This is a genomic window from Pseudomonas cuatrocienegasensis, assembly GCF_900110925.1.
Classification (GTDB): Bacteria; Pseudomonadota; Gammaproteobacteria; order Pseudomonadales; family Pseudomonadaceae; genus Aquipseudomonas; species Aquipseudomonas cuatrocienegasensis.
In genome coordinates this window covers 213,666-237,979 of the sequence record NZ_FOFP01000006.1, presented here as the reverse complement: position 1 = coordinate 237,979, position 24,314 = coordinate 213,666, and the positions used below count along the sequence as shown (strand labels likewise).

19 protein-coding genes and 3 tRNA genes are annotated in these 24,314 nt (G+C 59.6%); 8 read left to right on the top strand and 14 right to left on the bottom strand.

Annotated features, from left to right (window positions below; translation table 11 throughout):
- Positions 1-28: 28 nt before the first annotated feature.
- The 6 genes from BMW49_RS11110 to BMW49_RS11085 all read right to left on the bottom strand — a co-directional run bounded on the left by BMW49_RS11110 (position 29) and on the right by BMW49_RS11085 (position 6,949).
- Positions 29-3,766, bottom strand: a complete 3,738-nt coding sequence (locus tag BMW49_RS11110) for a pilus assembly protein (protein ID WP_177342779.1) — start codon at positions 3,764-3,766, stop codon at positions 29-31.
- Positions 3,767-3,777: 11 nt separating this feature from the next.
- Complete coding sequence (locus BMW49_RS11105) at positions 3,778-4,404, bottom strand: pilus assembly PilX family protein (RefSeq protein ID WP_069518072.1); 627 nt, start codon at positions 4,402-4,404, stop codon at positions 3,778-3,780.
- Positions 4,401-5,249: a PilW family protein gene (locus BMW49_RS11100; protein WP_069518071.1), complete on the bottom strand. Its 849-nt coding sequence runs from the start codon at positions 5,247-5,249 to the stop codon at positions 4,401-4,403. The genes BMW49_RS11105 and BMW49_RS11100 overlap by 4 nt, the downstream gene beginning before the upstream one ends.
- Positions 5,246-5,803, bottom strand: coding sequence for a type IV pilus modification protein PilV (gene pilV, locus BMW49_RS11095; protein WP_069518069.1), 558 nt, complete (start codon positions 5,801-5,803; stop codon positions 5,246-5,248). Before pilV ends, BMW49_RS11100 begins: the two co-directional genes overlap by 4 nt.
- 8 nt (positions 5,804-5,811) lie before the next feature.
- Positions 5,812-6,294: a GspH/FimT family pseudopilin gene (locus BMW49_RS11090; protein ID WP_069518067.1), complete on the bottom strand. Its 483-nt coding sequence runs from the start codon at positions 6,292-6,294 to the stop codon at positions 5,812-5,814.
- A 151-nt stretch (positions 6,295-6,445) separates the two neighbouring features.
- On the bottom strand, positions 6,446-6,949 hold the full coding sequence (locus BMW49_RS11085) for a GspH/FimT family pseudopilin (RefSeq protein WP_069518065.1): 504 nt from the start codon (positions 6,947-6,949) through the stop codon (positions 6,446-6,448).
- A 79-nt stretch (positions 6,950-7,028) separates the two neighbouring features.
- Here BMW49_RS11085 and thiO point away from each other — a divergent pair, with 79 nt between their 5' ends.
- Positions 7,029-8,126, top strand: a complete 1,098-nt coding sequence (gene thiO, locus BMW49_RS11080; RefSeq protein ID WP_069518063.1) for a glycine oxidase ThiO — start codon at positions 7,029-7,031, stop codon at positions 8,124-8,126.
- Between the two features lie 211 nt (positions 8,127-8,337).
- Here the strand turns inward: thiO and BMW49_RS11075 are convergent, their stop codons facing one another.
- From BMW49_RS11075 to BMW49_RS11065, 3 genes are read right to left on the bottom strand one after another with little or no spacing between them, the layout of a single operon-like run.
- A complete protein-coding gene (locus BMW49_RS11075; protein WP_069518061.1) occupies positions 8,338-9,675 on the bottom strand; it encodes a sigma-54-dependent transcriptional regulator in 1,338 nt (445 codons plus the stop codon).
- Between the two features lie 2 nt (positions 9,676-9,677).
- A complete protein-coding gene (locus BMW49_RS11070; protein WP_069518059.1) occupies positions 9,678-11,270 on the bottom strand; it encodes a two-component system sensor histidine kinase NtrB in 1,593 nt (530 codons plus the stop codon).
- Positions 11,260-11,496: a PP0621 family protein gene (locus tag BMW49_RS11065; protein WP_069518057.1), complete on the bottom strand. Its 237-nt coding sequence runs from the start codon at positions 11,494-11,496 to the stop codon at positions 11,260-11,262. Before BMW49_RS11065 ends, BMW49_RS11070 begins: the two co-directional genes overlap by 11 nt.
- Positions 11,497-11,715: 219 nt before the next feature.
- Between BMW49_RS11065 and BMW49_RS11060 the strand changes: the two genes are divergently transcribed.
- Positions 11,716-13,347: an NAD+ synthase gene (locus BMW49_RS11060; RefSeq protein WP_069518055.1), complete on the top strand. Its 1,632-nt coding sequence runs from the start codon at positions 11,716-11,718 to the stop codon at positions 13,345-13,347.
- A 195-nt stretch (positions 13,348-13,542) separates the two neighbouring features.
- Here BMW49_RS11060 and BMW49_RS11055 read toward each other — a convergent pair whose 3' ends face one another.
- The gene (locus BMW49_RS11055; protein WP_069518054.1) at positions 13,543-14,559 is read right to left on the bottom strand and encodes an outer membrane protein assembly factor BamD; all 1,017 of its coding nucleotides are present in this window, start codon (positions 14,557-14,559) and stop codon (positions 13,543-13,545) included.
- Positions 14,560-14,718: 159 nt separating this feature from the next.
- On the opposite strand from BMW49_RS11055, the gene rluD reads away from it, so the two are divergent.
- The 3 genes from rluD to clpB all read left to right on the top strand — a co-directional run bounded on the left by rluD (position 14,719) and on the right by clpB (position 19,177).
- On the top strand, positions 14,719-15,693 hold the full coding sequence (gene rluD / locus BMW49_RS11050; RefSeq protein WP_069518053.1) for a 23S rRNA pseudouridine(1911/1915/1917) synthase RluD: 975 nt from the start codon (positions 14,719-14,721) through the stop codon (positions 15,691-15,693).
- Complete coding sequence (gene pgeF, locus BMW49_RS11045; RefSeq protein ID WP_069518052.1) at positions 15,690-16,424, top strand: peptidoglycan editing factor PgeF; 735 nt, start codon at positions 15,690-15,692, stop codon at positions 16,422-16,424. Before rluD ends, pgeF begins: the two co-directional genes overlap by 4 nt.
- Positions 16,425-16,612: 188 nt before the next feature.
- Positions 16,613-19,177, top strand: coding sequence for an ATP-dependent chaperone ClpB (gene clpB, locus BMW49_RS11040; RefSeq protein ID WP_069518051.1), 2,565 nt, complete (start codon positions 16,613-16,615; stop codon positions 19,175-19,177).
- A 169-nt stretch (positions 19,178-19,346) separates the two neighbouring features.
- Here the strand turns inward: clpB and BMW49_RS11035 are convergent, their stop codons facing one another.
- Positions 19,347-19,679, bottom strand: coding sequence for a PilZ domain-containing protein (locus BMW49_RS11035; RefSeq protein WP_069518050.1), 333 nt, complete (start codon positions 19,677-19,679; stop codon positions 19,347-19,349).
- Between the two features lie 9 nt (positions 19,680-19,688).
- A complete protein-coding gene (locus BMW49_RS11030; protein WP_069518048.1) occupies positions 19,689-22,046 on the bottom strand; it encodes a DUF1631 domain-containing protein in 2,358 nt (785 codons plus the stop codon).
- A gap of 267 nt (positions 22,047-22,313) precedes the next feature.
- Between BMW49_RS11030 and BMW49_RS11025 the strand changes: the two genes are divergently transcribed.
- From BMW49_RS11025 to BMW49_RS11015, 3 genes are all read left to right on the top strand, one after another.
- Positions 22,314-22,389, top strand: a tRNA-Asn gene (locus tag BMW49_RS11025).
- Positions 22,390-22,399: 10 nt separating this feature from the next.
- A tRNA-Pro gene (locus tag BMW49_RS11020) sits at positions 22,400-22,476 on the top strand.
- Positions 22,477-22,481: 5 nt separating this feature from the next.
- A tRNA-Lys gene (locus tag BMW49_RS11015) sits at positions 22,482-22,557 on the top strand.
- A 254-nt stretch (positions 22,558-22,811) separates the two neighbouring features.
- Here the strand turns inward: BMW49_RS11015 and BMW49_RS11010 are convergent.
- Both BMW49_RS11010 and BMW49_RS11005 read right to left on the bottom strand, forming a co-directional pair.
- Positions 22,812-23,039 (bottom strand): PA4570 family protein, encoded by a 228-nt coding sequence (locus BMW49_RS11010; protein ID WP_069518046.1) that lies wholly within the window; start codon positions 23,037-23,039, stop codon positions 22,812-22,814.
- A gap of 134 nt (positions 23,040-23,173) precedes the next feature.
- Positions 23,174-24,142 (bottom strand): polyprenyl synthetase family protein, encoded by a 969-nt coding sequence (locus tag BMW49_RS11005; protein WP_069518044.1) that lies wholly within the window; start codon positions 24,140-24,142, stop codon positions 23,174-23,176.
- Positions 24,143-24,314: the final 172 nt, after the last annotated feature.

Genomic DNA, 24,314 nt, shown 5'->3' with positions numbered 1-24,314 from the left:
AATACTCCATGGGGCTGTCTGTTCATCTTCACTCTAGTTCGACTCTGTGCCAGCTTTGACGTCCGATGCTGGATGGGTCTGGATAAATATTGGTGCACTCCTGACCGGTGCAATACTGGAACGAGTTGTCAGAGTTCTGCGACAGCGTACCGCCGCCCTCTCCATCTTGGCGAATGGCTGAGATATTGTTGGTGCCAATATCCGAAGTAGGGGTGTAGTCGAAAGCGTTATGCGGAGTTCTGCCGCCTGTGAATGGATTGATGGCGAAGGTCCAGTTGGTTGCACCGTCACCACAAGGGTCATCGTTAGGGATCAAGGTCTGGAAGAAAACCGTACGGCCAAGTTGCGACATGTTTTCTACGACCATCTCGCCTTCGCTCTGGCGAAGGTCGAGCCACCAGCCGTTCTGCGCGTTCAGGGTATCAGAGCCGTTCCAGTTGACAGGGTTGTTGCTGATGACCAAACCCTGCCTGGATGAGCCATCGGCTGCTACCGTTACTTGATTGGTTATCTCCTGTTCTTGCAGGCTGCTACGGTTAATATTCGGGTTACTTGCCTCTTCACCAAGCGTTTGTTTGTCCCAGATGCCATAAACGGTCTGGGGCATGGTTTTGTCACCTTCTTTGTCATTAGTCTCGAAGAATTTACCTGTTCCGAAAATCACCAAATATCCGATGCCGGTTGGGTGGCGAACCAGGCTGGGTGCAGAAGTGATAGGTTGGCTGCTATCGTTGTTACTGGAAGTGGCACTGAACAGTGGCTCACCGTCATAAGCAACTTCAAAGTCATCAATAGCTATATCCCCGTCATCGTCCCGGGTGAAGGGGGCTCTGTCGCTGCGGTCGTCTCGCAGCAAGTCGAAACGCCAGAGATTACCTTGCAAGTCTCCTGCATAGGCGTAGTCCGCTATGCCATCAGCGTTGTAGTCTCCTAGTTTGGGAGTTGACAAACCGTTGGCTACGCCATCTGCCCCAGAAACCTCCAAGCTTTTCAAGAGGGCACCTTCCATTGCGTCGACGATGAACAGTGCTGCTTTGCCATTGGTGTTATTGGCACTTTCATAACCGTTACCGAATACGACGGTCCACGTACCTGTATGCAGGCGAGCGATGGTCGGTTGGGAGAAGCTGTAGCCCATCTTGGCTTGTGCATCTGCCGGCAAATCGCTGTCATCGAATTCCCACAGCAGTTTTTCTTGCCCAGGAGTGGTGATGTCCAGTGCGAATATGGACTTCCCGCCGGCCTTGAGTGTGCCTACTAGAATGGTGCGCCATTCGGTGCCATTGAACACATCCGCGACTACGGGCGGACCATCGACGTAGAACTCATGGCTGTAGTTGGTGCCAGTTAGTTTATTTAACTTTTGAAACACAGCGGTTGGGATGAACGCAAATTCTTCAATGCCTGTAGTGGCATTGAAGCCATGTAGCATTCCGTCGTTGCCGCCCACGTATATCCGTGGCTGCCGCTCTGCTTGGTCTTGTGCAAAGTCACTATAGGCTGTGTTGTTTTCCAAGCGATTTGAAAAATTGACCAGGGAGCGTGGTCCGGAAACTACTGCAGGCGTGGAGGCGTAAAAGTCTCCCAGCACACTACTACGCTGACGGAAGGTGGTGCCTTCTCCCGTCCGTTCGCCACGTATATAGTCGAGGCGTTGGGAGCCTTTATTATCCGCTATATTACTGTTTTCCGGGTCACGGCTCAGGAAATAGGCAAGAGTGCCTGCCGTTGTACTTTCACCTGCGTTTCTCCACCGAAAATCTACAAGCCCGCTATTGCTTTCACCCGCCATCTTGATTGTTCGACTCGCTGCGGCGGGAACCAAGCTCTTGGCGCTCCAAATTTCGCGCGTTTCAAATGTACTGGTTTGGGGGTTCCAGGATTTCTCGAAGCGTTTCACATCTCCAGACCAGTTATCGTCGCTGGCATAGGAGGTCTGATAAGACACCGTTTTCACAGTGCCATTGTCATCCTCATCCGTACTTATTTGCCCTGAGTTGATAGCGGGGCGGGCTGCAGTGGATTTACGGTCGGCGATGCGTGAAAGGATGTCATCAAACGCCTGAACCATAGCTTCGGGGCTGTCGACGCTGAAGAATTCGCCACGTGAGTTTATCGCAGCATGCCAGAGATCGTAGACGTTATTTGAACTACCGCTGGAGGCCTCTGGCCAGTTGGCCGTTCCGGCCAGTAATTTGTTGTAACCTTCGCCTGCGAAGGTGCTGCCGGCCCAAGGTACATTGGTGTTGTTCAGGGACTCGGTAAGTCCCAGCCCCATTACGAAGTTGGTCATGTGCTGCCAAGTCGCAGGATCGTTACGGGGATCCCAGTAATCTGTTGTCGTATCCCCGGACTTGAACGGAATATATGCCGGAATATCGTTACCCAGAGAAGGATTAAGGTCTGTGGCCCAATAATGCATGGCTAGGTCAGCCAGAGTTTCCGATTTCGCATCATAGTATGGGCGGCGCTCTCTGTAAGTGCGGCCATCTGGCAGCTCGAATGTGGATGCATCATCTAGGAAATCGCTTGGCATGCTTGTGGTGGCGTTCCACTGACCATCTGTCATCAGAATATGGTAGCTGGCCCGGCACGCGTAAGTGTTCTGAGTTGTATTGCCTGAACCGTTCGGGGTCTTCTGCCAGGCAGTATCGGTCTTGAGAAACTCGCCAGCGCGCTTTATTGCAGCGGGCAAATAAGTGCTCTGATTGAATTTTATATTTTGCATCCAGGAGTACAGTTGACCTTTATGTTCCGTTGTAAATGCCTGGAAAGTGTTGTCATAGCAATCGGTAGTTGACCCTCCATCCAGGGTGGTGCAGTTGCCCAGTCCCTGCCATGTCAAGCGTACGGCGGGGGAGAGGTCATAGAAGGAAAGGGCTGCAGCAGAGATCGTCGCCAATGCACGGTTGCGATAGAACGAATACCAATTGGCAAAGTTCTGTTCTTGTTCTGCGTTAACGAAGTTGAGGTCATAGCAGCTTTCATCGGCTCTAGTGCAATTGTTTGCCAGGCTTGGGTTGTATGTATAGTAATAAGCAGGTACGCCTTGCCTTGATAGCGAGGCAGTCATGTTGTTTCCGTTTACGGTGCAAGACGGTGTAAGAGTTGTAGTAAGGCTCGCATGAGTCGCTGTAGCCGTGCATTCTATAATAGTTGTGGTGCAGCGGCGTCCGCAACTTTCAGTGCGGCTAGTACGCGTGATGTTAAAAACTATTCCGCCCGGTGTTTGCTGCGTGGTCGAACCGTTAGATGATAAAGTTACAGTGGTTCTGAAGTCGTCCGGCGGATTTTCCCCAAGTCGATTGGATGTATTGCTATAACCATAGCTGGTAGCCTGGCCAGTCAGTAGATCGTAACTCCATGTGAATTTGTAGTCGTTGCGCAGGTCAATAGCACCAAGATTACTTTTATAGCCATTTATTGAGGCTGCGCTAAAGCTTGTGGGAAGTGCTACTTCGTCACCTGCGGTGTTGAAAACGATGGGAGCACTGTAGGTAGTGTTTGGGTTGAAATAAAGCGGGTTGAAGTCGCTTGATTTTGCCCGGCGTGTGGCGTGTATGTCATCGATCCCATCTGGTGCAAAGGCCCAGCGCATACTGCCGGAGTCATCCAGCGTCATCACCATGTTGGGTGGGACGCCAATGGTCAGGCTCAATGGACTTTGCGAAACGTTGGCATAGGCGTCGGCAGCACTGAGGATCACGGTGCCAAGCAGAGCATATGAAATTGTTTTAGCGCGAGATGAATAAAGGAGGTGGCTCATGATATCGGCGCTCAATTGTTGATGCCAAGGTAGATATTGGCGTTCGTTGACTGCAAAAACAGCGTTTCTCCAGCCTTGCCATTATTCATATAGAAATAGGTGCCCTGGCCCTCAGCAACCATCCCGTATTCGGCGTTGACTGCCGCATTACCTGCTTCGCCAGCTTGGATGCTGTTCCAGTGGGCGTCTGCCTGTGCGCTCGCTTGCGTAGTCTCCTGGGCATCGGTGCCGCGATAGGGCATCCAAAGCAGGCCTCCCGATGAGTCATCGCCGAGGTAGTCTTCACTTGCACCTTCAGGATGATTCACAAAGTCGAGTAGGTTGCTGGTCTGGATAGCAAGAAGGCATGGCTTGTTAATGCCATTTACGTTCAATGTGTTATCCGTGCTGCAGTTGGCTGCCTTTGGCTCAAGCTTGTCGGGAATATTGCCCGGACCGTAGTAGCGGAACTCGGCTTCGCGCAGCGCAGCATCGGCGACGTTGATTAACTTTGTTTCTTGAGCGCGATTTGCAGTGATACGTGTTTCCAGTGTTACGCCTCGCATGCTATTGATTGCCAGCAATGTCAGAACAAGTAACATAATGAGGGCGATAAATAAAACTGCACCCCTTTGCTTTTGATAAGTAATGGCTGTCATGGCATAAGGTTCCTGACGGTCTGGGTGCTACTGGTTACTTGATACAAATGTCGGTTGTCAGCGTCTTGCAGGCGCGTCTTATCGTCCGTCGCCGCAGTTGCCAGCCAGTCGTCTAGGATTTTCGAGTCATCGCTATCGCGTTGACCGCTTCGGCTGGCCATCAGTAATGAGTAGCGTACGCTTCGGATTGCACCGTTTGCTGCCGTCCAGTCTGATTGAGGAACAAAACCTGAGATTTTTTTTTCTAGAATGTCAGAATTACCGATTCCAAAATCCACGCGCATATCGGCTATCCCGCGTAGCAGTTCGCCGTACTGTGGGGACGAAACATTTAGGCTCTTGCAGAGTAGGCGGCCGTTTGGGAGTTCGTTATCTGTGCTGGGGGCATACTTGAATGCCAATATTATTAGGCTGGAAGTTGGTGGGGATGAAAAAGCCACAGTGTCATCGAAACTTGCACTGGCTGCACCTTGGCAATCCAGTTCGCCGCTGATTTTCGGCTGGTAGCGAATGCAAAAGCCTATACCTACGTTCGGGGCCAGCCCCGTAATGGAGTGGCCGGCGCCGAATGCTTGGCAATCACCGCTGGCGCTTCTGTCAGGAAAAGCTTCTTCAATCAGGATGACAGGATCGCGTCGATATCCTGCTTTTCCAAGATATTCATTGAGCATCAAGCTGGCAAAGCGACTATTTTCTAGATTTCCAGCCTGGTTCTGCTGGAAGACATAGTTACGCTTGTTGTCGATATAGACTTGGGTAATACCAAGGATCAGCAGGCTGCTAATCGCCAACGCGATCAGTAGCTCGATAAGCGAAAGACCAAACTGGGGTTTAACTGTATTCATGGTTCTACCCGAACGGTGTAGGTGCATACGGTGGCATCTGGGTCGCCAGCATCTAGGCATGCTCTGTCACGGACCTGCCAAGCAAGACGGATTTCGAGCATGGAGCCTGCGTCGTCACAATCACCGGGGCTTGAGCTACGGCAGATACTGACCTCACTCTCGAACAAAGCTGCTCCGCCAGGCAGTATCGCTTCGGCCTTATCGGCCCAGCAGTCGCGTTGCTCTTTCGGCGTTTCAGCAAGGCGCGTTGTAGTGGTGACGCACTCTTCGCGGTCTGTGAAGCCTTCACCTTTCTCTTTGTAAAACAGAGAGCTTTCTTTCATTCCACTATTAACCGGGAATTTCGGGGCCGGCGAGTTGTAGAGCTCTTGCGGATTCGCTCGGATTATTTCGATCAGTTCGTTGGTCAGCGAAACGGCCGTATTACGCTGTACTGAATCCTGTGTGTACTGAATGCTTCGTCCTTGCAAGGCAACCATGCCGAGAACACCAATGGTGGTTAGCAGAAGAGCTACAAGTACCTCAATGAGGCTGAAACCTTGGTTATTGCTCATACGCATCCTCACAAGGTGCAACTATCGAGATCTGTATGATTGGCATCCTTTTCCCCCGGCAGGTATAAGTTGGTTGCGCCGCTAGCTTGAATTTCTAGGAAGTAGCCTCGATCAGGGTCGTCGTCGTGGCAAACAGTGAAAGTCGCTGCGGTCGCAGTACCATTACCTCTGAAGGTTATGGTCTCTGTACTTGAGCGTATGGTTACCAGGTCAGGGTTTTGCTCGAACTGGCGAATGATGGTGCCGCCTCGCTCAACTACCCAAGCTTCTTCGTCATCTGTCTCGACAGTAATGGTTGATCTTAGGGTTACTGCTTCGCCCCGTGCATAGATAAGAAAAGACTTGAGTTCTTCTGCCTGGCTTTGCAGACGATTGCGCTCGATCATGTCGGTGAAGCTTGGCGCTGCGATCAGCGCAACGATAGCGAGCAGCGCGATGACGACCATCAACTCGACCAAGGTGAATCCGCTCGTGTTCGTTTTGTCCGGCATGATTGACTCCACTCCTAACTTTGAGTGGATGATGGCCGACAAGGGGCATGGAAGTCCTGCGCAGCGTGACGGTTGGCTTCTCTGGGGAGACGGTCGGTTGTCTATTGCGCGGTTGTGTGCTCTGGGTCACGCTGCCTTGCGTCGCAGATTATCAGTTGCAACGATGCGCATCCGTGAGGTCTTCCTTTGGCTCGGACCTTCGAATACGGCCCTGTCGGTTAATGATTAACTGCCATGCCAATCCGTGTTGGGTGCATAGGAAGAAGCGGCCGTTTCCCGTAGGACTGGTGCCGTCTCTCCTGAATAGAATCTCTTTCCGATAGCCTGTCCAGCGGAGTGTGCTGTTAGGTTCGGAGATTTTGTCTCGGCTCAGTACTTCGTTGCTTGCTGGTGACTTCAGGATCCAGCCCTCATTCCAATCCTCCATGCACTCGACACTGGATGAGGGGCAGAGCAGAACAGTTCTTTTCTCGGCAATCGCTTTGGCTCTGGCAATTTGTAGGCTTCGCAGTAGCAGATCTCCGGAAGCCTGTTGTCGGTTCTTTTCGATCAACTGAGCCGTGTGGGGAACTGCAATACTCGCCAAAATGGTGAAAACGGTGAGGGTTATGAGGAGCTCTGGCAGGCTGAAGGCCCATTGTTGATAGTGGCGCATATATGCATCCTTGCATGTTTACCGTCCTGGTGTTGAAAGGTTTAGACCTTTGAAATGGAAAGGGCAAGTGGGAGGTTCGATGTCGAAAGATGTTCTGGTGGTGGGGGGCGGTGCCATTGGCATGCTTTCCACACTATTGCTTGCGAGAAGTGGTGCAGCTATTCATTTGCTTGAGGAGCACTCTTTAGGTAAGGAATCCTCCTGGGCTGGCGGCGGTATTGTTTCGCCGCTTTATCCCTGGCGGTACGGCGCTGCGGTAACGGCGCTGGCGCACTGGTCGCAGGATTTCTATCCGGGTTTCGGCAAGCTGTTGCTGGCGGCGACCGGGATTGATCCCGAGGTGCATGCCTCTGGCCTCTACTGGCTGGATCTGGATGACGAGGCCCAGGCGCTGGCCTGGGCCGCGCGCGAAGGGCGGGTGTTGCGGGCGGTGGATATCCTCGAGGTACACCAGCGGGTGCCGGTGCTGGGACCGGGCTTTGAGCGCGCTATCCATATGCCAGGTGTGGCCAATGTGCGTAACCCGCGATTGGTCAAGGCATTGCGTGCGGCATTGCTGGCAATGCCGAACGTAACGTTGCGTGAGCACTGTCCGGTTACTGGTTTTATTCAGGAAGGTGGGCTGATTTGCGGCGTCACTACTGCCGCCGGCGAGATTCGTGCGCAGCGCGTGGTACTGGCTGCCGGCGCCTGGAGTGGTGAGTTGCTGGCGACCTTGGGGCTGAAGCTGCCGGTGGAGCCGGTGAAGGGGCAGATGATTCTGTTCAAGTGTGCCGAGGATTTTTTGCCGAGTATGGTGCTGGCCAAGGGGCGCTATGCGATTCCGCGGCGCGATGGTCATGTGCTGGTCGGTAGTACCCTGGAGCACGCTGGCTTCGACAAGACACCGACCGAGCAGGCGTTGGCCAGCCTTCGCGCTTCGGCAATCGAGCTGTTGCCGGCGTTGGCCGATGCTGAGGTAGTGGGGCATTGGGCGGGGCTGCGGCCAGGGTCGCCCGAGGACATTCCTTTTATTGGAGCGCTGCCGGGTTATGAGGGGCTGTGGCTAAACTGTGGTCATTACCGCAATGGCTTGGTGCTGGCGCCGGCGTCTTGTCAGTTATTGGCTGACCTGATGGCGGGGCGTGAACCGATTATTGATCCGACGCCTTATTCGCCTGCAGGGCGGCTCGGCTGAGTTGGGCTATAAACCAGCATCGGCTATTAGTTCCAACCGGCTGTCGCAGCGCTGATTAGGCGTGTGTAAGGGCGAAGGGGGGCTGGCCTTTGTTCGAGATTGCGCCGTGATTATCGCGAATAAAGGCTAGGCGCCCCCTTCGCTCCTACAGAGGGGCTATGTGGAGGCCCCTCGGACTGTGGCGTAGGCTTCTACACGGTAGTTGGGCTGCTCAGTCAATGCCGAGCTTTTTCAGGCGGTAGCGCATGGAGCGAAAGCTCAAGCCCAGGCGTTGGGCGGCGGCGGTGCGGTTCCAGCGGGTTTCTTCCAGGGCCTGCATGATCAGGTTGCGCTCGATGGTCTCTAGGTAGTCTTCGATATTGTCGATATTCGCCAGACTGGTTTCGTTACCCTCGCCGGCACCCGAAGCGTCCGCCAGGCGCAGGTCGCAGGCACTGATGCGGTCGTTTTCGCAGAGCGTGTAGGCGCGTTCGAGCATGTTTTCCAGTTCGCGCACGTTGCCGGGAAAACGGTAGCTCTTGAGTTTCTCCAGGGCCTCGGGATCCAGTTTGGCAGGGCTTAGCCCGGCGCCTTCGGCCAGGCGGCGGAGCATGGCGTCGGCCAGCTGGACGATGTCTTCGCGGCGCTCGCGCAGCGGCGGTACGCGTAACTCGATGACATTGAGACGGTAATAGAGATCCTGGCGGAAGCGCCCGGCGGCGACTTCGGCGGCCAGGTCTTTGTGGGTGGCGCAGAGGATGCGCACGTCGACGACGATCTCCTGTTGCCCGCCGACCGTGCGCACGGCCTTTTCCTGGATCGCCCGTAGCAGCTTGACCTGCATCGGCAGCGGCAGGTCGGCGACCTCGTCGAGAAACAGGGTGCCGCCATTGGCGGCCTGGAACAGGCCCTGCTTGTCTTCGATGGCACCGGTGAAGCTGCCTTTCTTGTGGCCGAAGAATTCGCTCTCCATCAGCTCTGAGGGAATGGCACCGCAGTTCACCGGGACGAATGGCTGCTCGGTGCGGGCGCCCTGTTCGTGAATCAGTCGGGCGACCAGCTCCTTGCCGCTGCCAGACTCACCACTGATATACACCGGTGCCTGGCTGCGTGCGAGTTTGAGGATCTGCTTGCGCAGCGCCTGCATGGGCGGGGAGTCGCCGAGCAAGCGGCTGTCCACCGGCATTTCGGCGCCGTCACTGTTACGCAGGCGCAGGGCGGTGGCGACCAGTTCGCGCAGGCGAGTGAGGTCAACCGGTTTGGTCAGAAAGTCGAAAGCCCCCGCCTTGAGGGCGTTGACCGCCGTGTCGAGGCTGCCATACGCGGTAATCATCGCGACCGGCACCTGCGGGTGGCGCAGCAGAATGTGCTGGACCAGATCCAGGCCGGTGCCATCGGGCAGGCGCATGTCGGTCAGGCACAGATCGAATGGCTCGCGGGCCAGCCATTCGCGCGCTTCTTTGACGTTGCGCGCGCTGCGCGTGTCGAGCTTCATGCGCCCGAGGGTGATCTCCAGGAGTTCGCGGATATCGGGTTCGTCATCGACGATCAGGGCTCTCTGGCGGGTCATGGTCAGCTCAGTTTGCGCGGGTGGGCGAAGGTGACGCGAAAGCAGCTGCCGCCACTTTCACGGGGTTTGTAATCAAGGCGGGCCTGGTTGCTTTCGCACAGTTCGCGGGAGATATACAGGCCAAGGCCGGTGCCCTTGTTCTCGGTAGTGTAGAAGGGCTCGAAAATATGCTGGACCTGCTCATCTGGCACGCCGATACCGTCATCCAGCACTTCGAGCACCGGCAGGTCGCTCTCGGGGTCGCGAAACAGCCTTAGCCAGACCTGGCCCAGTGCGTTGTGCTGAGCGCTGTAGCGCAGGCCGTTCTGCACCAGGTTGGTCAGCACCTGGTTCAGCTGGTGTGGATCCATACGCGTTTGCAGGGTGCCGGCCTGGGTCTCCAGGTGCAGTTGCTGATTGGCGGGGGCGGCGCTTCGGAATTCGCTGGCGAAGCGGTGCAGCCAGTATTTGAGATCGAGCAACTGCGGTTCAGCCTGGCGTCGTCGCGACAGTTGCAGCACGTTTTCGATAACCAGGTTCATGCGCCGCGAATGGTCCTGAATGATCTGTGCGAGGCGCTGGTCGGGGCCGGCGAGGTCTTCCGATTCCTGCAGTAACTGGGCGGCGTGGCTGATGGCGCCGAGCGGGTTGCGAATCTCGTGAGCGATGCCGGCGGTCAGGCGGCCGAGGGCGGCGAGCTTGAGCTGCTGGGCCTGCTGGGCGATCTGCGAGATATCGTCGAGAAACACCAGGATGTGCCGCTGTTCGGCGCCTTGCAGCGGGATAAAACTGGGCTGCAGCATCGGGCCGTCCGCATGGGGTTTCAGGTTGGCGGGGCGCAGGGTCGGGTTGTGTAGCCAGTGTTGCAGGCGTTTGATCAGCTCAGGCGCGTGAGGGTCGAGAATTTTCCCCGCCAGCGCCTCGCGACCAAGCAGGGTGAGGGCGCCCTGGTTGGCCAGCAGCACACGGTGTTGGTCATCCAGAACCAGAATACCGGTGCGCATGCGCTCGATGATCAGCGCATTGAGGGTCTCGAGGTTGCGTACGTCGGCGGCACGCTGCTCGGCCAGGCTCTCGCTAAGCTGCAGGCGGCGGGTTGCGGCCTGGACGAACAGCGCCCCAGCGAAACACAGTGCGCCCAGGGCGCCGGCTTGTACGTACTGGGCTGCGGCTGCCGGATTGGCGAGGCTGAGGTAGAAGGTCAGGTAGATCAGGCCGATGGCCGCCACCGCGGCGATCAGTAGGCCGATCCGCCCGCGCAGCAGAATATTGGCGATGGCCACTGCAACGATGATCAGGTTGCCGATGCCGCTAGGGGTACCGCCAGCGGCATAGAACAGGCCGACCAGCAGGATTACATCGACCAGGGCGAGGCTGAACACCTGGGTCAGCCGTCGTGGCTGCCTGACCGTGAAGGTCACGAGGATATTCAGTATCAGGTACAGCCAGCTGCCGTTGCGAAATAGTGTGGGGTGATGCAGGTCGAGCAGCTGCTGGTCCAGGTCGCTGGAGACCAGCAGCACCAGCGCCAGGCCGATGGTCAGCCGGTATAGATGGTACAGCCGCAGGACCCGCCGCCCCTGTATCCCGCTCAGGGCGAGAGCGTCAGCGCCCACCGGAGGCCGGGCCTTGCACAAGGTGCGCCTGGCTGCAGTACCAGTGCTCATCCTGATTGATCGCCAGGTCGCGTGGGACGTGAACGCCGCAATGGGCGCAGCGTATCATGGGCGCTGGCGCGTCCTGCCGGGGCGGCTGAGCCTTGGGCCGGCTGCTGAACCGACGCCAGAGCCAGACAGCAGTGGCCACGATGGCGATGATAACTAGCAGGCGGAACAGGCCCATGGTGTGCTCTTCTGGTGAATTGAGCGGCGAGTTTAGCTAACTGCGTCGGTAGCGCACAGCCTCGAAAGCGTAGGGTCTGTTCTCGTTTCGGCGCGGCCGCGAACGAAATGGGAACAGACCCTCGGCTATGCGTTGTTTCCGCGGGTGACGATGCGGGACAATGATAGTAAGCCGCGACAGCGCTTGGCGTCGCAAACGAGTTTTTTCTGGAGGTGGCGCTTGAGCCAGACCCTGCGGGTTGTAATGGCCCAGTTGAACATGCGTGTCGGTGATGTGCACGGTAATGTCGACCGCATTATCGCGGCGGCCCATGAGGCTCGCGATCAGTTTCAGGCTGACCTGATTCTGTTCCCCGAGCTGACCCTGTGCGGCTATCCGCCGGAAGACCTGCTGCTGCGCTCGAGCATGCAGCTGCGTATCGAACAGGGGCTGCAGCGTCTGCAGGCAGAAACCCAGGGCATCACCCTGGTGGTGGGTTTCCCCTGGCTGGAGGGCGAGCGGCGTTATAACGCCGCGGCCTTTATCGCCGACGGCCAGGTGCAAGCGCGCTATTACAAGCAGAAGCTGCCCAACTATCGGGTGTTCGATGAGAAGCGTTATTTCGAGGCCGGTGACCAGCCGTGTGTGGTCTCGCTCAAGGGTGTACGGGTTGCCGTGACCATCTGCGAAGACATCTGGTTTGCCGAGCCGATGGCCCAGGCCCGCGCCGCCGGTGCCCAACTGATGCTCAGCTTGAATGCCTCGCCGTTTCACCTCGACAAGCAGCGCGAGCGTGAAACCATCCTCGCCGCGCGCGCCCGTGAAGGTGCGATGCCGGTGGTCTATGTCAACCAGGTCGGTGGGCAGGATGAGCTGGTATTTGACGGCGGCAGTTGCGTGGTGGCGGCCGACGGCCAGGTACTGCAGCGCAGCGAGGCGTTCAGTGAAGGCTTGCAGCTCGTAGAGCTGCAGATTGATGGAGCGTCGCTGCAGGTGCCGGGGGCCGCTTGCGCGCCGCTGGCGAGCATTGAAGCCAGCGTGTACCAGGCGCTGGTCGTCGGGGTGCGTGATTACGTGCGCAAGAATGGCTTCAAGGGCGTGGTATTGGGCTTGTCTGGCGGCATTGACTCGGCACTGACCCTGGCCGTGGCCGTCGATGCGCTGGGTGCCGAGCATGTCGAGGCGGTGATGATGCCTTACCACTACACCGCGCAAATGAGCCTGGATGATGCCGAGGCCGAAGCCAAGGCGCTCGGGGTGGTCTATCGCGTGCTGCCGATTGCGGCGATGGTCGAAGCCTTTATGGGCACCCTGGCGCCGGTGTTCGAAGGCATGGGCCGTGACACCACCGAGGAGAATCTGCAGGCACGCTGCCGTGGCACGCTGCTGATGGCCATCTCCAACAAGAAGGGCTATCTGGTGCTGACCACTGGCAACAAGAGCGAGATGGCGGTGGGCTACGCCACGCTCTACGGCGACATGGCGGGTGGTTTCGACGTGCTCAAGGATGTGCCCAAGACCCTGGTCTTTCGCCTCTGCGAATACCGCAACAGCCTTGGTTTGGTGATCCCGCAGCGGGTTATCGACCGGCCGCCATCTGCCGAGCTGGCGCCGGACCAGAAGGACGAAGACTCCCTGCCGCCGTACCCGGTACTCGACGAAATCCTGCGCCTGTATATCGAGCACGACCTGTCGGCCAATGCCATCATCGCCGCCGGCTTCGAGGCCGAGACCGTGCGCCGCGTGCTGCGTCTGGTCGACCTCAACGAATACAAGCGTCGCCAGGCGGCAGTGGGCGTGCGGGTGACTCAGCGCGGCTTTGGTCGCGATCGCCGCTACCCGATCACCTCGGGCTGGCGGCTGGGTGACTGATTGGTGCGTGCCTGGCGCGAAGGGACGCTGCATTCCGTAGGGTGCGCCGTGCGCACCGGAGGCCTGGTTACGCTTGGTGCGCGCGGCGCACCCTACTTTGCTATGTAGTGAAACACTCAATTGCTACATAGCCTTTGAAAAGTAGCGCGCACAAAAAAGGGAAGCCGAGGCTTCCCTTTTTCATGGCTTGAGTGATCAGTCAAACACACCAAAGGTCATGTAGCTAAACCAGGAACGGTCGCTGTTGTTGCCTTCGGCTTCCTGTTCCTCTTGGCGCACGGCTTCCTGATTTTCCGGCTTGAGTTCATCCGGGATTTGCTCCTGGGCGTCTTCGTACTGGCGGATCACGTCCTGGCTGGCGCGGGTCTGGCCCGGCGGCAGAGGTGTTTCGCTCTCGATCAGGCCGAGGGTGGCTTTGGCCAGCCAGGAGCGGGTGTCTGCTTCTTCCTGGCTTGGCACGAACTCGCCATCGACCAGGGTCGGGTGATCCGGGTAGTTGAGCTTGAGGGTGGCCAGGCTGGTGGCCGCCAGGTCGTCCAGAGTCAGGCGCTGGTAGGCCTCGGTCATGATCGCCAGGCCGTCGCCAACGGCTGGGGTTTCCTGGAAGTTCTCAACGATGTAACGGCCACGGTTGGCGGCAGCGACATAGGCCTGGCGAGTCAGGTAGTAGTGGGCCACGTGCACTTCGTAGGCCGCCAGCAGGTTGCGCAGGTAGATCATGCGCTGCTTGGCATCGGGTGCATAACGGCTGTTCGGGTAGCCGCTGGTGAGCTGAGCGAACTCGTTGTAGGAATCGCGGGCCGCGCCAGGGTCACGCTTGGTCATGTCCAGCGGCAGGAAGCGCGCCAGCAGGCCGCGGTCCTGGTCAAACGAGGCCAGACCCTTGAGGTAGTAGGCGTAGTCGACGTTCGGGTGCTGCGGGTGCAGGCGAATGAAACGCTCGGCCGAGGAACGTGCAGCTTCCGGCTCGACGTTCTTGTAGTAGGCGTAGATCAGCTCCAGTTGCGCTTGCTCGGCATAGCGCCCGAACGGGTAGCGCGACTCCAGCGCCTTGAGCTTGGTCACCGCACTGGTGTAGCTCTTGTTGTCCAGGTCGGTCTGCGCCTGCTGGTAGAGCTCGGTCTCGCTCAGGTTTTCGTCCAGCACCTCGTTGGAGGAGCAGGCAGCAGTAAGGGCGAGGATGGCGATCAGCAGCAGGTGTTTCACGTGCATGGCGGCTAGCGTCCCTGAGACGGCGGCTGTCTTGAGCGGGGCCGTCCTGTTATGATGAGCGCCCCCGGTATCCCTGGGGCAAAGACGCCGTATTTAACCACAAGCGTGTAGCCGAAACCAAAGGCTAGACCTTCTCAGACCTCCCCGCCGTTGCCGAGCATGTCCTCTATCAATACGCAGACCATAGAAATGAGCGCCGAGGTGCCGTCCGATATGGGCGGTCAACGCCTTGACCAAGTCGCCGCCCAGCTGTTCCCGGAGCACTCGCGCTCGCGCCTGTCGGCCTGGATCAAGGAAGGTCTGCTGACCGTCGACGGTGAGGTGATTCGCCCGCGCGACATCGTCCACGGCGGTGCGCAGTTGGCCCTCAAGGCCGAGCAGGAAGCCCAGGGCGAGTGGATTGCCCAGGACATCGCGTTGAACATCGTCTATGAAGACGAGCAGATTCTGGTGATCGACAAGCCTGCTGGTCTGGTCGTGCACCCGGCAGCCGGGCATGCCGACGGCACGCTGCTCAATGCGCTGCTGCACCACGTACCGGATATCGTCAACGTGCCGCGTGCCGGCATCGTGCACCGCCTGGACAAAGACACCACCGGGCTGATGGTGGTGGCCAAGACCATCGAGGCGCAGACCCGTCTGGTCGATCAACTGCAGAAGCGCACGGTCAGCCGCATCTATGAATGCATCGTCATCGGTGTGATCACCGCCGGCGGCAAGATCAATGCACCCATCGGTCGCAGTTCCTCGCAGCGCCAGCGCATGGCCGTGAGTGATGGCGGCAAGCCGGCGGTCAGCCATTACCGGGTACTGGAGCGGTTCCGTTCGCACACCCATGCGCGGGTCAAACTGGAAACCGGGCGTACGCACCAGATTCGTGTGCACATGAGCCACGTCGGTTATCCGCTGGTCGGTGATCCTGTCTACGGCGGGCGTTTCCGCATTCCGCCAGCAGCCAGCCAAACCATGGTCGAAAGCCTCAAGGCTTTCCCGCGTCAGGCGCTGCACGCGCGTTTTCTCGAACTCGATCATCCGATCACTGGTGAGCGCATGAAGTGGCAGTCGCCGCTGCCGGATGATCTGGTCTGGCTGCTGACCTTGCTGCGCCAGGACCGCGAGGCGTTTATCGGGTGAGTGCCCATGACTGGCTGAGCCCGGACTGGCCGGCGCCAGCCTGGGTGCGCACCTGCGTCACCACTCGTGATGGCGGCGTCAGCCAGGCGCCGTTCGACAGTTTCAACCTCGGCGATCACGTTGGCGACGAGCCCCAGGCCGTGGCCAAGAACCGCCAGCGCCTGGTCAGCCAGCTCGGTTGCCAACCGGCGTGGCTAAGCCAGGTGCACGGCGTGCAGGTGGTTGCGGCCGACCCGGCGCAGGTGCATGAAGCCGATGCCAGTTGGACCACAACCCCTGGCCTGGCCTGTACGGTCATGACTGCCGATTGTTTGCCGGCGCTGTTCTGCGACCGTGCCGGCACCCGCGTCGCTGCGGCCCATGCCGGCTGGCGTGGGCTGGCGGCAGGGGTGCTGGAAGCCACGGTTGCGGCGCTCGCTTGTGCGCCCGAGGATGTGTTGGTCTGGCTGGGGCCGGCCATCGGCCCGCAAGCCTTCGAGGTCGGCGGCGAGGTGCGCGACGCCTTCGTGGCCAGCCATCCCCAGGCCGCCAGTGCCTTTGTGCCGAGCGTCAATGCCGGGCGTTTTATGGCGGATATCTACCAGTTGGCGCGTATCCGCCTGGCCGCCTGCGGGGTCACGGCTGTGTATGGCGGTGGCTTCTGCACCCACAGCGACCCGCGCTTCTACTCCTACCGCCTTGCCTCGCGCACTGGGCGCTTTGCTTCGCTGATCTGGCTGTCTGATCGCTAACACCTTCCCGGGTATCGCTGCGCTCAACCCAGGCTACCCTCTTGCGTTCGCGCGGATGCCTCTGATCCATATCAACTGCGTGCCGCTTGAAACGCGCACAATCGGCCTCATCTAGTCTGCATCTCGGCAGGTTTGTAGTTTCAGGCGCATGCATCGCGCCGGCCTGCCTTTAAAGGAAGGATGACGCCATGCGAATCGACCGTTTAACCAGTAAGTTGCAACTCGCCCTGTCCGACGCCCAATCCCTGGCCGTCGGCCACGACCACGCCGCCATCGAGCCGCTGCACCTGATGCAGGCGCTGCTCGACCAGCAGGGCGGCTCGATCCGCCCGCTGCTGATGCAGGTCGGCTTCGAGGTCAACAGTCTGCGCCAGGCCCTGAGCAAGGAGCTGGACCAGCTACCGAAAATTCAGAACCCCACCGGCGACGTCAACCTGTCCCAGGACCTGGCGCGCCTGCTCAACCAGGCCGACCGCCTGTCGCAGCAGAAGGGTGACCAGTTCATCTCCAGCGAGCTGGTGCTGCTCGCCGCCATGGATGACAACACCAAGCTCGGCAAGCTGTTGCTCGGTCAAGGCGTTAGCAAGAAAGCCTTGGAAAACGCCGTGAGCAACCTGCGTGGTGGCGATGCGGTGAACGACCCGAATGTCGAGGAATCGCGCCAGGCCCTGGACAAGTACACCGTCGACCTGACCAAGCGTGCCGAAGAAGGCAAGCTCGACCCGGTGATCGGTCGCGACGATGAAATCCGTCGCACCATCCAGGTCTTGCAGCGGCGTACCAAGAACAACCCGGTACTGATCGGCGAGCCCGGCGTGGGCAAGACCGCCATTGCCGAGGGCCTGGCTCAGCGCATCGTCAACGGCGAAGTGCCGGATGGCCTCAAGGACAAGCGCCTGTTGTCCCTGGACATGGGCTCACTAATCGCCGGGGCGAAGTTCCGCGGCGAGTTCGAGGAGCGCCTGAAAGCCGTGCTCAACGAGCTGTCCAAGCAGGAAGGCCGGGTCATCCTGTTTATCGACGAGTTGCACACCATGGTCGGTGCCGGCAAGGGCGAGGGCGCGATGGACGCCGGCAATATGCTCAAGCCGTCCCTGGCGCGCGGTGAGCTGCACTGTGTGGGTGCCACGACGCTAAATGAGTACCGCCAGTTTATCGAGAAGGACGCGGCGCTGGAGCGGCGCTTCCAGAAAGTGCTGGTCGATGAACCGAGCGAGGAAGACACCATCGCCATCCTCCGCGGCCTCAAGGAACGCTATGAGGTGCACCACAAGGTGGCGATCACCGATGGCGCGATCATCGCCGCGGCCAAGCTCTCGCACCGCTATATCACCGACCGTCAGTTGCCGGACAAAGCCATCGACCTGATCGATGAGGCTGCCAGCCGTATCCGCATGGAGATCGACTCCAAGCCGGAAGTGCTCGATCGTCTGGAACGCCGTCTGATTCAGCTCAAGGTCGAAGCCCAGGCGCTGAAAAAGGAAGACGACGACGCTGCCATCAAGCGCCTGACCAAACTCAACGAAGACATCGCCCGGCTGGAGCGCGAATACGCTGATCTGGAAGACATCTGGAAATCCGAGAAGGCCGAGGTGCAAGGTTCGGCACAGATTCAGCAGCGCATCGAGCAGTCGCGTCAGGAGCTGGAAGCGGCGCGGCGCAAGGGCGACCTCAACCGTATGGCCGAGCTGCAGTACGGGATCATTCCGGATCTGGAGCGCAGCCTGCAGATGGTCGACCAGCATGGCAAGACCGAGAACCAGCTGCTGCGCAGCAAGGTCACCGAAGAAGAGATCGCCGAGGTGGTGTCGAAGTGGACCGGCATCCCGGTCAGCAAGATGCTCGAAGGCGAGCGCGATAAGCTGCTGAAGATGGAAGGCCTGTTGCACCAGCGGGTGATTGGTCAGGAAGAGGCCGTGGTCGCAGTGGCCAACGCCGTGCGCCGTTCCCGTGCCGGGCTGTCGGACCCGAACCGGCCGAGTGGTTCGTTCCTTTTCCTCGGCCCGACCGGGGTGGGCAAGACCGAGCTGTGCAAGGCGCTGGCCGAGTTCCTCTTCGATACCGAAGAGGCGCTGGTGCGCATCGACATGTCCGAGTTTATGGAGAAGCACTCCGTGGCTCGGTTGATCGGCGCACCGCCCGGTTATGTCGGCTACGAAGAGGGTGGCTACCTGACCGAAGCAGTACGCCGCAAACCTTACTCGGTGATCTTGCTGGATGAGGTGGAGAAGGCCCACCCGGATGTGTTCAACGTGCTGCTGCAGGTGCTCGAAGACGGCCGCCTGACTGACAGCCACGGGCGCACCGTGGACTTCAAGAACACCGTGGTGGTGATGACCTCCAACCTCGGCTCGACGCAGATCCAGGAGCTGGTCGGCGACCGCGAGGCGCAGCGCGCGGCGGTGATGGATGCGGTGAGCACGCACTTCCGTCCCGAGTTCATCAACCGTATCGACGAGGTGGTGATCTTCGAGCCGCTGGCGCGCGAGCAGATCGCCGGCATCGCGCAAATCCAGCTGGACCGCCTGCGTGAGCGCTTGGCCGAGCGCGAGCTGGGCCTGGACCTGAGCGGCGAAGCGCTGGATAAGCTGATCGCCATTGGCTACGACCCGGTCTACGGCGCCCGCCCGCTCAAGCGTGCGATCCAGCGCTGGATCGAAAATCCGCTGGCGCAGTTGATTTTGGCCGGCAAGTTCGAGCCCGGCAGCCGCGTCACCGGCACGGTGAAAGACGACGAAATCGTCTTTCACTAAGCAGGCGCCCTGCGGTGATGCTCCTACCATGGGGCCGGCAGTCCGGTAGCCTGGGTTGAGCGCAGCGATACCCGGGAGACTCTATCCCTGGGTGTCGCTACGCTCAACCCAGGCTATTTTTAAGACGGCTTGCTGTGCTGGTTACGCCTCTAGTGCGATACCTTCGGGCTCAGAGATGCTGCAGCACAACCGCCAGGGCGTTGGCCTGATCGTCGGCCAGGTCGATGATGTGGTAACCGGCCCAGCTGTGTTGACCATCCGCGCCCGGGCGTGACCACAGGCAGTCTGCGCCGAAACGCACTTCGCCAATGCCCTCAATTAGTTGCTCGCTAACCAGTCGGCATTCCACCAGCGCGTCTGGGGTTTGCGGGGTGTCGCTAAATAGCATGAAGCCGTCGGCCGAAAGGTCGACCACGCGGCCGATGCGCGTACCGCTGTGCAACTCGAAGACTTCAAGCTGCAGCTGGGTGCTGAAGCGACTGTGCTGACGACGATCGTCCATGGCGACTCCTTAGCGGGTTTCGTGCGTGCGGCCGGTGACGCGCTGCAGCACGCGGTAAATGGCATTCAGCGCCCGGTCGACCATGGGCGCGCCACGGTCACGTACCACAATGCGCGCCAGGCCCTGCTCCATTTCGCTGGCCAGCAGTGTCAGGGGCTTGATCGCCACGCGCTGACCGCTGTGGTCGACAAACATGTAGTTGTGGGTGGTTGGGCTGAACCAGGACAGTTTGAGCGTGCTTATTTGCTCGCCCGTGACGAACTCGAACCAGGTGCCGAACTCGATATGCCCCAGTTCGCGCGCCAGTGCCTGGGCGCGGCTGGACAGACCGGCTGCACGGGGCGCCAAGGTCGCCAGGCTGGCATCTTCCCCGAGCATGGCGCCCAGTGGGCTCTCGGGGAGTGCCGGGTTGAGTTTGGCGGCTACCTGTGGCTGTTTGGCCTGCACCGCGTACTGGCAGGCGACGAGGTCTTGCAGCAGGCGGCGGATGCCATCGTCGTGATAGCCGCCGAGCAGCTCCAGGCCCTTGCGCAGATCGTCCAGCAGCGGCGCGCGCAGGCGTTGCAGTTGCTCGTTGCCGGCCGCATCCAGTGGTGTGCCGCTCCAGGCCAGTTGCTCGGCAACCTCGCGGGCGCGTTGCCATTCCGGGCCCTGATCGCCATGCCGTAGCAGTACGAAGACCAGCACGTCAGCCCACGTGAGTTCGAGAAAATTACGGATGATGTTCGGTAGCTGGCGGCTACCCAGGCAACGGACGATCTCGTCTACCGCTTGCTGGCGCGCGCCGAGGAGTTTGTCGCGGCCTTTGGCTGCTTCCACGGCACGGCGCTCGCGCAGCTCGACCTTGTGGCGCAGGGTGGCGACGAACTCGCTGAACTCGTCCAGCAGTTCTTCGAATACCCGCAGGTCGCCCTCAAAGCCATGGATTACCCGTTCGACCACCCACTGCATCTTGGCCAGCAGTCCGCGCTCGTCGCCGTCACCACCATAGAGCACACCCGCCTGAGCCATGGCGTTGAGCAGGCGGCGGGCGGGGTGATTGTGCTGGGTGAACAGTGCCTTGTCCTGCAGCGCCACCTTCAGGTAGGGCGTGTGCAAGTGTGACAGGGCGGTCTTGCAAGGGTCCGGCAGGTTGTCGTCGTCGAGTATGAAGTCGAACAGCATGCCCACCAGGTCGATGACATCTGTTTCCGGATCAGCCAGTTTCTGCTGACCTGGCTGACTGCTGTGTGAGTCAAGCTGGTGCTGCAAGCCAGCTTTCAGCGCCTCGACCGGCTGTGGGCTGTGCAGGCGCTGGCTCAGCTCATCGGCCGACGCGCGTTGCATGCGGTTGAGTGCTTCGAGCAGTTCGGCGGCGCTGTAGGTGCGGGTCGCATCTCGTGAGGCGAAGCTGGCGATGCTACGGGTGCCACCGAGCAAGGGGGCGTCACGGTTGCGCTGGCGATGCTCGCCAAGTAACTGAGCCAGGCCGTCGAGCAGGTTGTCCGGGTCGCTGGGCGGCGGGCCATTGAGGTCGAACGGCGTTGTACCAGGTGCGCCAGTACGCGACTCGCGGGTTTGCACACTGCTCGCTGCCGGCCCGGTGACCGCTGATGTGCCTGGGCTGCTGGCCGTAACGGGAGCGGCAGGCGCTGGTGTGCTGCGTGGCACTGGATTGGTATTGCGTGGTGCGCTGTATTTGAGATTGGGCAGTACGCCGGCGTCGATCAGGCGTTGATTCAGCGCGCCGTAGAGCGCTTCCAGGCTCTGCATGACATGGCTGTCGAACAGCGCATAGAGGATGACTTTGATGCGTAGCGTAAAGGGGCAGGGCGCCAGGGCCTCGCGACATGCCTGGGCGATCATCTGCGGGCCGAACGGGTTGCCGTCCTCAAGCAGCTTCTGACCATTGTTGAGCAGGGCCAGGCGTTGCTCCAACGCGAACAGGCTCTGTGCACTTCGCGCCTTGACCCGGCTGACCATATTGGTGATCTGCAGGCTTTCCTCGTAATCCTCGTTCTGTACCAGCGCCAGATGCTCGGCGTCGACGGCCTCGCTGGGTGGGACGGCAAGCTTGCCGTCAAGAAAGTCGGCGAACTGTTGGGCGACTGTTTGGTGGTAGCGCCGCTCGATCTGTGGTCGTTGCCGGCGAATGTCGCGCATGGCGTCGAAGAACAGCGTTTGTACCTGATTGTTCTCGGCCTTTTCTGCGCACTCGAACAAGGTGTCGTCGACATGGGCGAAGACCAGAGTGAGGCGCTCGGCCAGGTGGTTCATCACCAGCTTGCGGCAGCTTTGCACCAAATCGCCAAAGCGTGGCTGGATCCCGCGACTAGCCAGCGTATGAACCGTGGCGGGTGGTTTGGGTGGCGTACCCTGAGTACTCATGGATATTCCTGGCTGAGCCGTGGCGGTTGGTACGTCCTGCGGCGATCACTGTACCGATGGACATATAGTAGGCCACCCAAGGGGCTGTTGGCGTTTCGTTCGCGGCTCGAAGCTCGTGGCTGAAAGGTTAACAGACCCTAAGTCTGCAAAGCATTGTCATAAAAGCAATTTAAGGGGTTGACAGGGTGCTTTTAAACCGTAAAATGGCGCGCCTCTGATACGGGAAACGGCGACGCCGGATACTGTAAAAGAGCAGAAGTATGATGTTCCGCGATAGCTCAGTCGGTAGAGCAAATGACTGTTAATCATTGGGTCCCAGGTTCGAGTCCTGGTCGCGGAGCCAAACTTCTTATCGGGGTATAGCGCAGTCCGGTAGCGCGCCTGCTTTGGGAGCAGGATGTCAGGAGTTCGAATCCCCTTACCCCGACCATTTTAGGGTCGTTAGCTCAGTTGGTAGAGCAGTTGGCTTTTAACCAATTGGTCGTAGGTTCGAATCCTACACGACCCACCATTTCAAGCTTGCTTGAAAATAAAAAACCCGCCTAAATGGCGGGTTTTTTATTGGCCGCGTATTCATCACGAGCGGCGTAAGGCGCTCCAATATACGTAAGGTGCGCCGCGCACACCGATTCTGCGTGCCGAGCCTTGGTGAACACACGGCGCACCCTACGGTATGTGCTGCTTCGCTGTGCGGCGGGCCGGCGCCGTTAGTGCGGGTGACGCGTGGGTAGGGTGCGCTGCGCGCACCGGCGCGCAGTACAGGCCTTACGGGCGCAGGGCGCGGGCATAGCAGTAGAGGAACAGGTTGCGCACCAGCTCCTTGAGCACCAGCGGCTCGCTGGAGCCCAGTTCGTGCAGGTCGAGGTCGCCCTGGTCGCGTAGTTCATCCAGGGCATCTTCCTCGAGCACGGCGCAGACCTCGCCGGTGTCGCGATGCAGGATGCGCAGGTACGGGTGTGGCCGGTCCAGCCAGGCGTCGATCATGTAAGTCATGGCTCATCTCCCTTCAAGTAGTAAGATGAGAATAATTCTTATTTCATTTATAGCAAGAATTAATCGCTGCCTTTCGTCGCGCCGAATGCAAAAAGCCCATCACGAGGACGGGCTTTCAGGGTTGCCGGGTGGTGTCAGTGCGTGCGGGCGACCGCGAAGCGGCTGAGCTCGATCAGGGCGTCGCGGTATTCGCTGGCCGGTAGGCTGTCGAGGCAGGCGATGGCGCGTTCCACATAGTCGCGGGCCATCTGCGCGGTGTAATCGAGTGCGCCGGAGGCTTCCACGGCCTCGCGGATCTGCTCGAGGTCTTCGATACCGCCTTTCTGGATCGCCTTGCGCACCAGTGCCGCCTGCTCGGGCGTGCCTTCGCGCATGGTGTAGATCAGCGGCAGGGTAGGTTTGCCTTCCGCCAGATCGTCGCCGACATTCTTGCCCAGTGCCTCGGCATCGCCGCGGTAATCGAGCAGGTCGTCAACCAGTTGGAAGGCCACACCCAGATGGTCGCCAAAGGTGCGCAGCGCTTCGCTCTGTTCGGTATTCGCGCCGGCCAGGGCGGCGGCGCTATGGGTCGAGGCCTCGAACAGCATGGCGGTCTTGCCACGGATCACCTCCATGTAGATGGCCTCCGTGGTACTGGCGTCGCGCACCTTGGACAGTTGCAGCACTTCGCCTTCGGCGATCACCCGGGTGGCTTTGGAAAGGATCTTCATCACCGGCATGGAGCCGAGCTCGACCATCATTTCGAACGAGCGCGAATAGAGGAAGTCGCCGACCAGCACGCTGGGTGCATTGCCCCATTGCGCGTTGGCGGTGCTGCGGCCGCGGCGCATGTCGGACATATCGACCACGTCATCGTGCAGCAGGGTGGCGGTATGCAGGAACTCGATAGTCGCCGCCAGCAGGCGTAGCTTGTCGCCCTCCAGGCCCAGGGCTTTGCCACTGAGCAGCACCAGCAGCGGACGCAGGCGTTTGCCACCGGCCGAGATAATGTAGTCGCCGATCTTTTCTACCAGCGGTACGCGCGATACCAGTTGTTGACGGATAATGCCGTCGACGGCGGTGAAGTCATCCGCCACGACGCGGTAGAAAGCCTGGGGTTGCATCAGCGGGACGTGCTCCTCGAAGGTTGCGCGGCATGCTAGGTGGGCCGCCTGCGCACTGTCAAGGCGAAGCACCTTGGCGCTTGCACGTTGTAGTGGGCTTGCGTACAATCGCGCACCCTGAACTTCCCCCTGGGTATTTCCCTGCCTTACGCAATTGCAAGGGTGTCCTTCC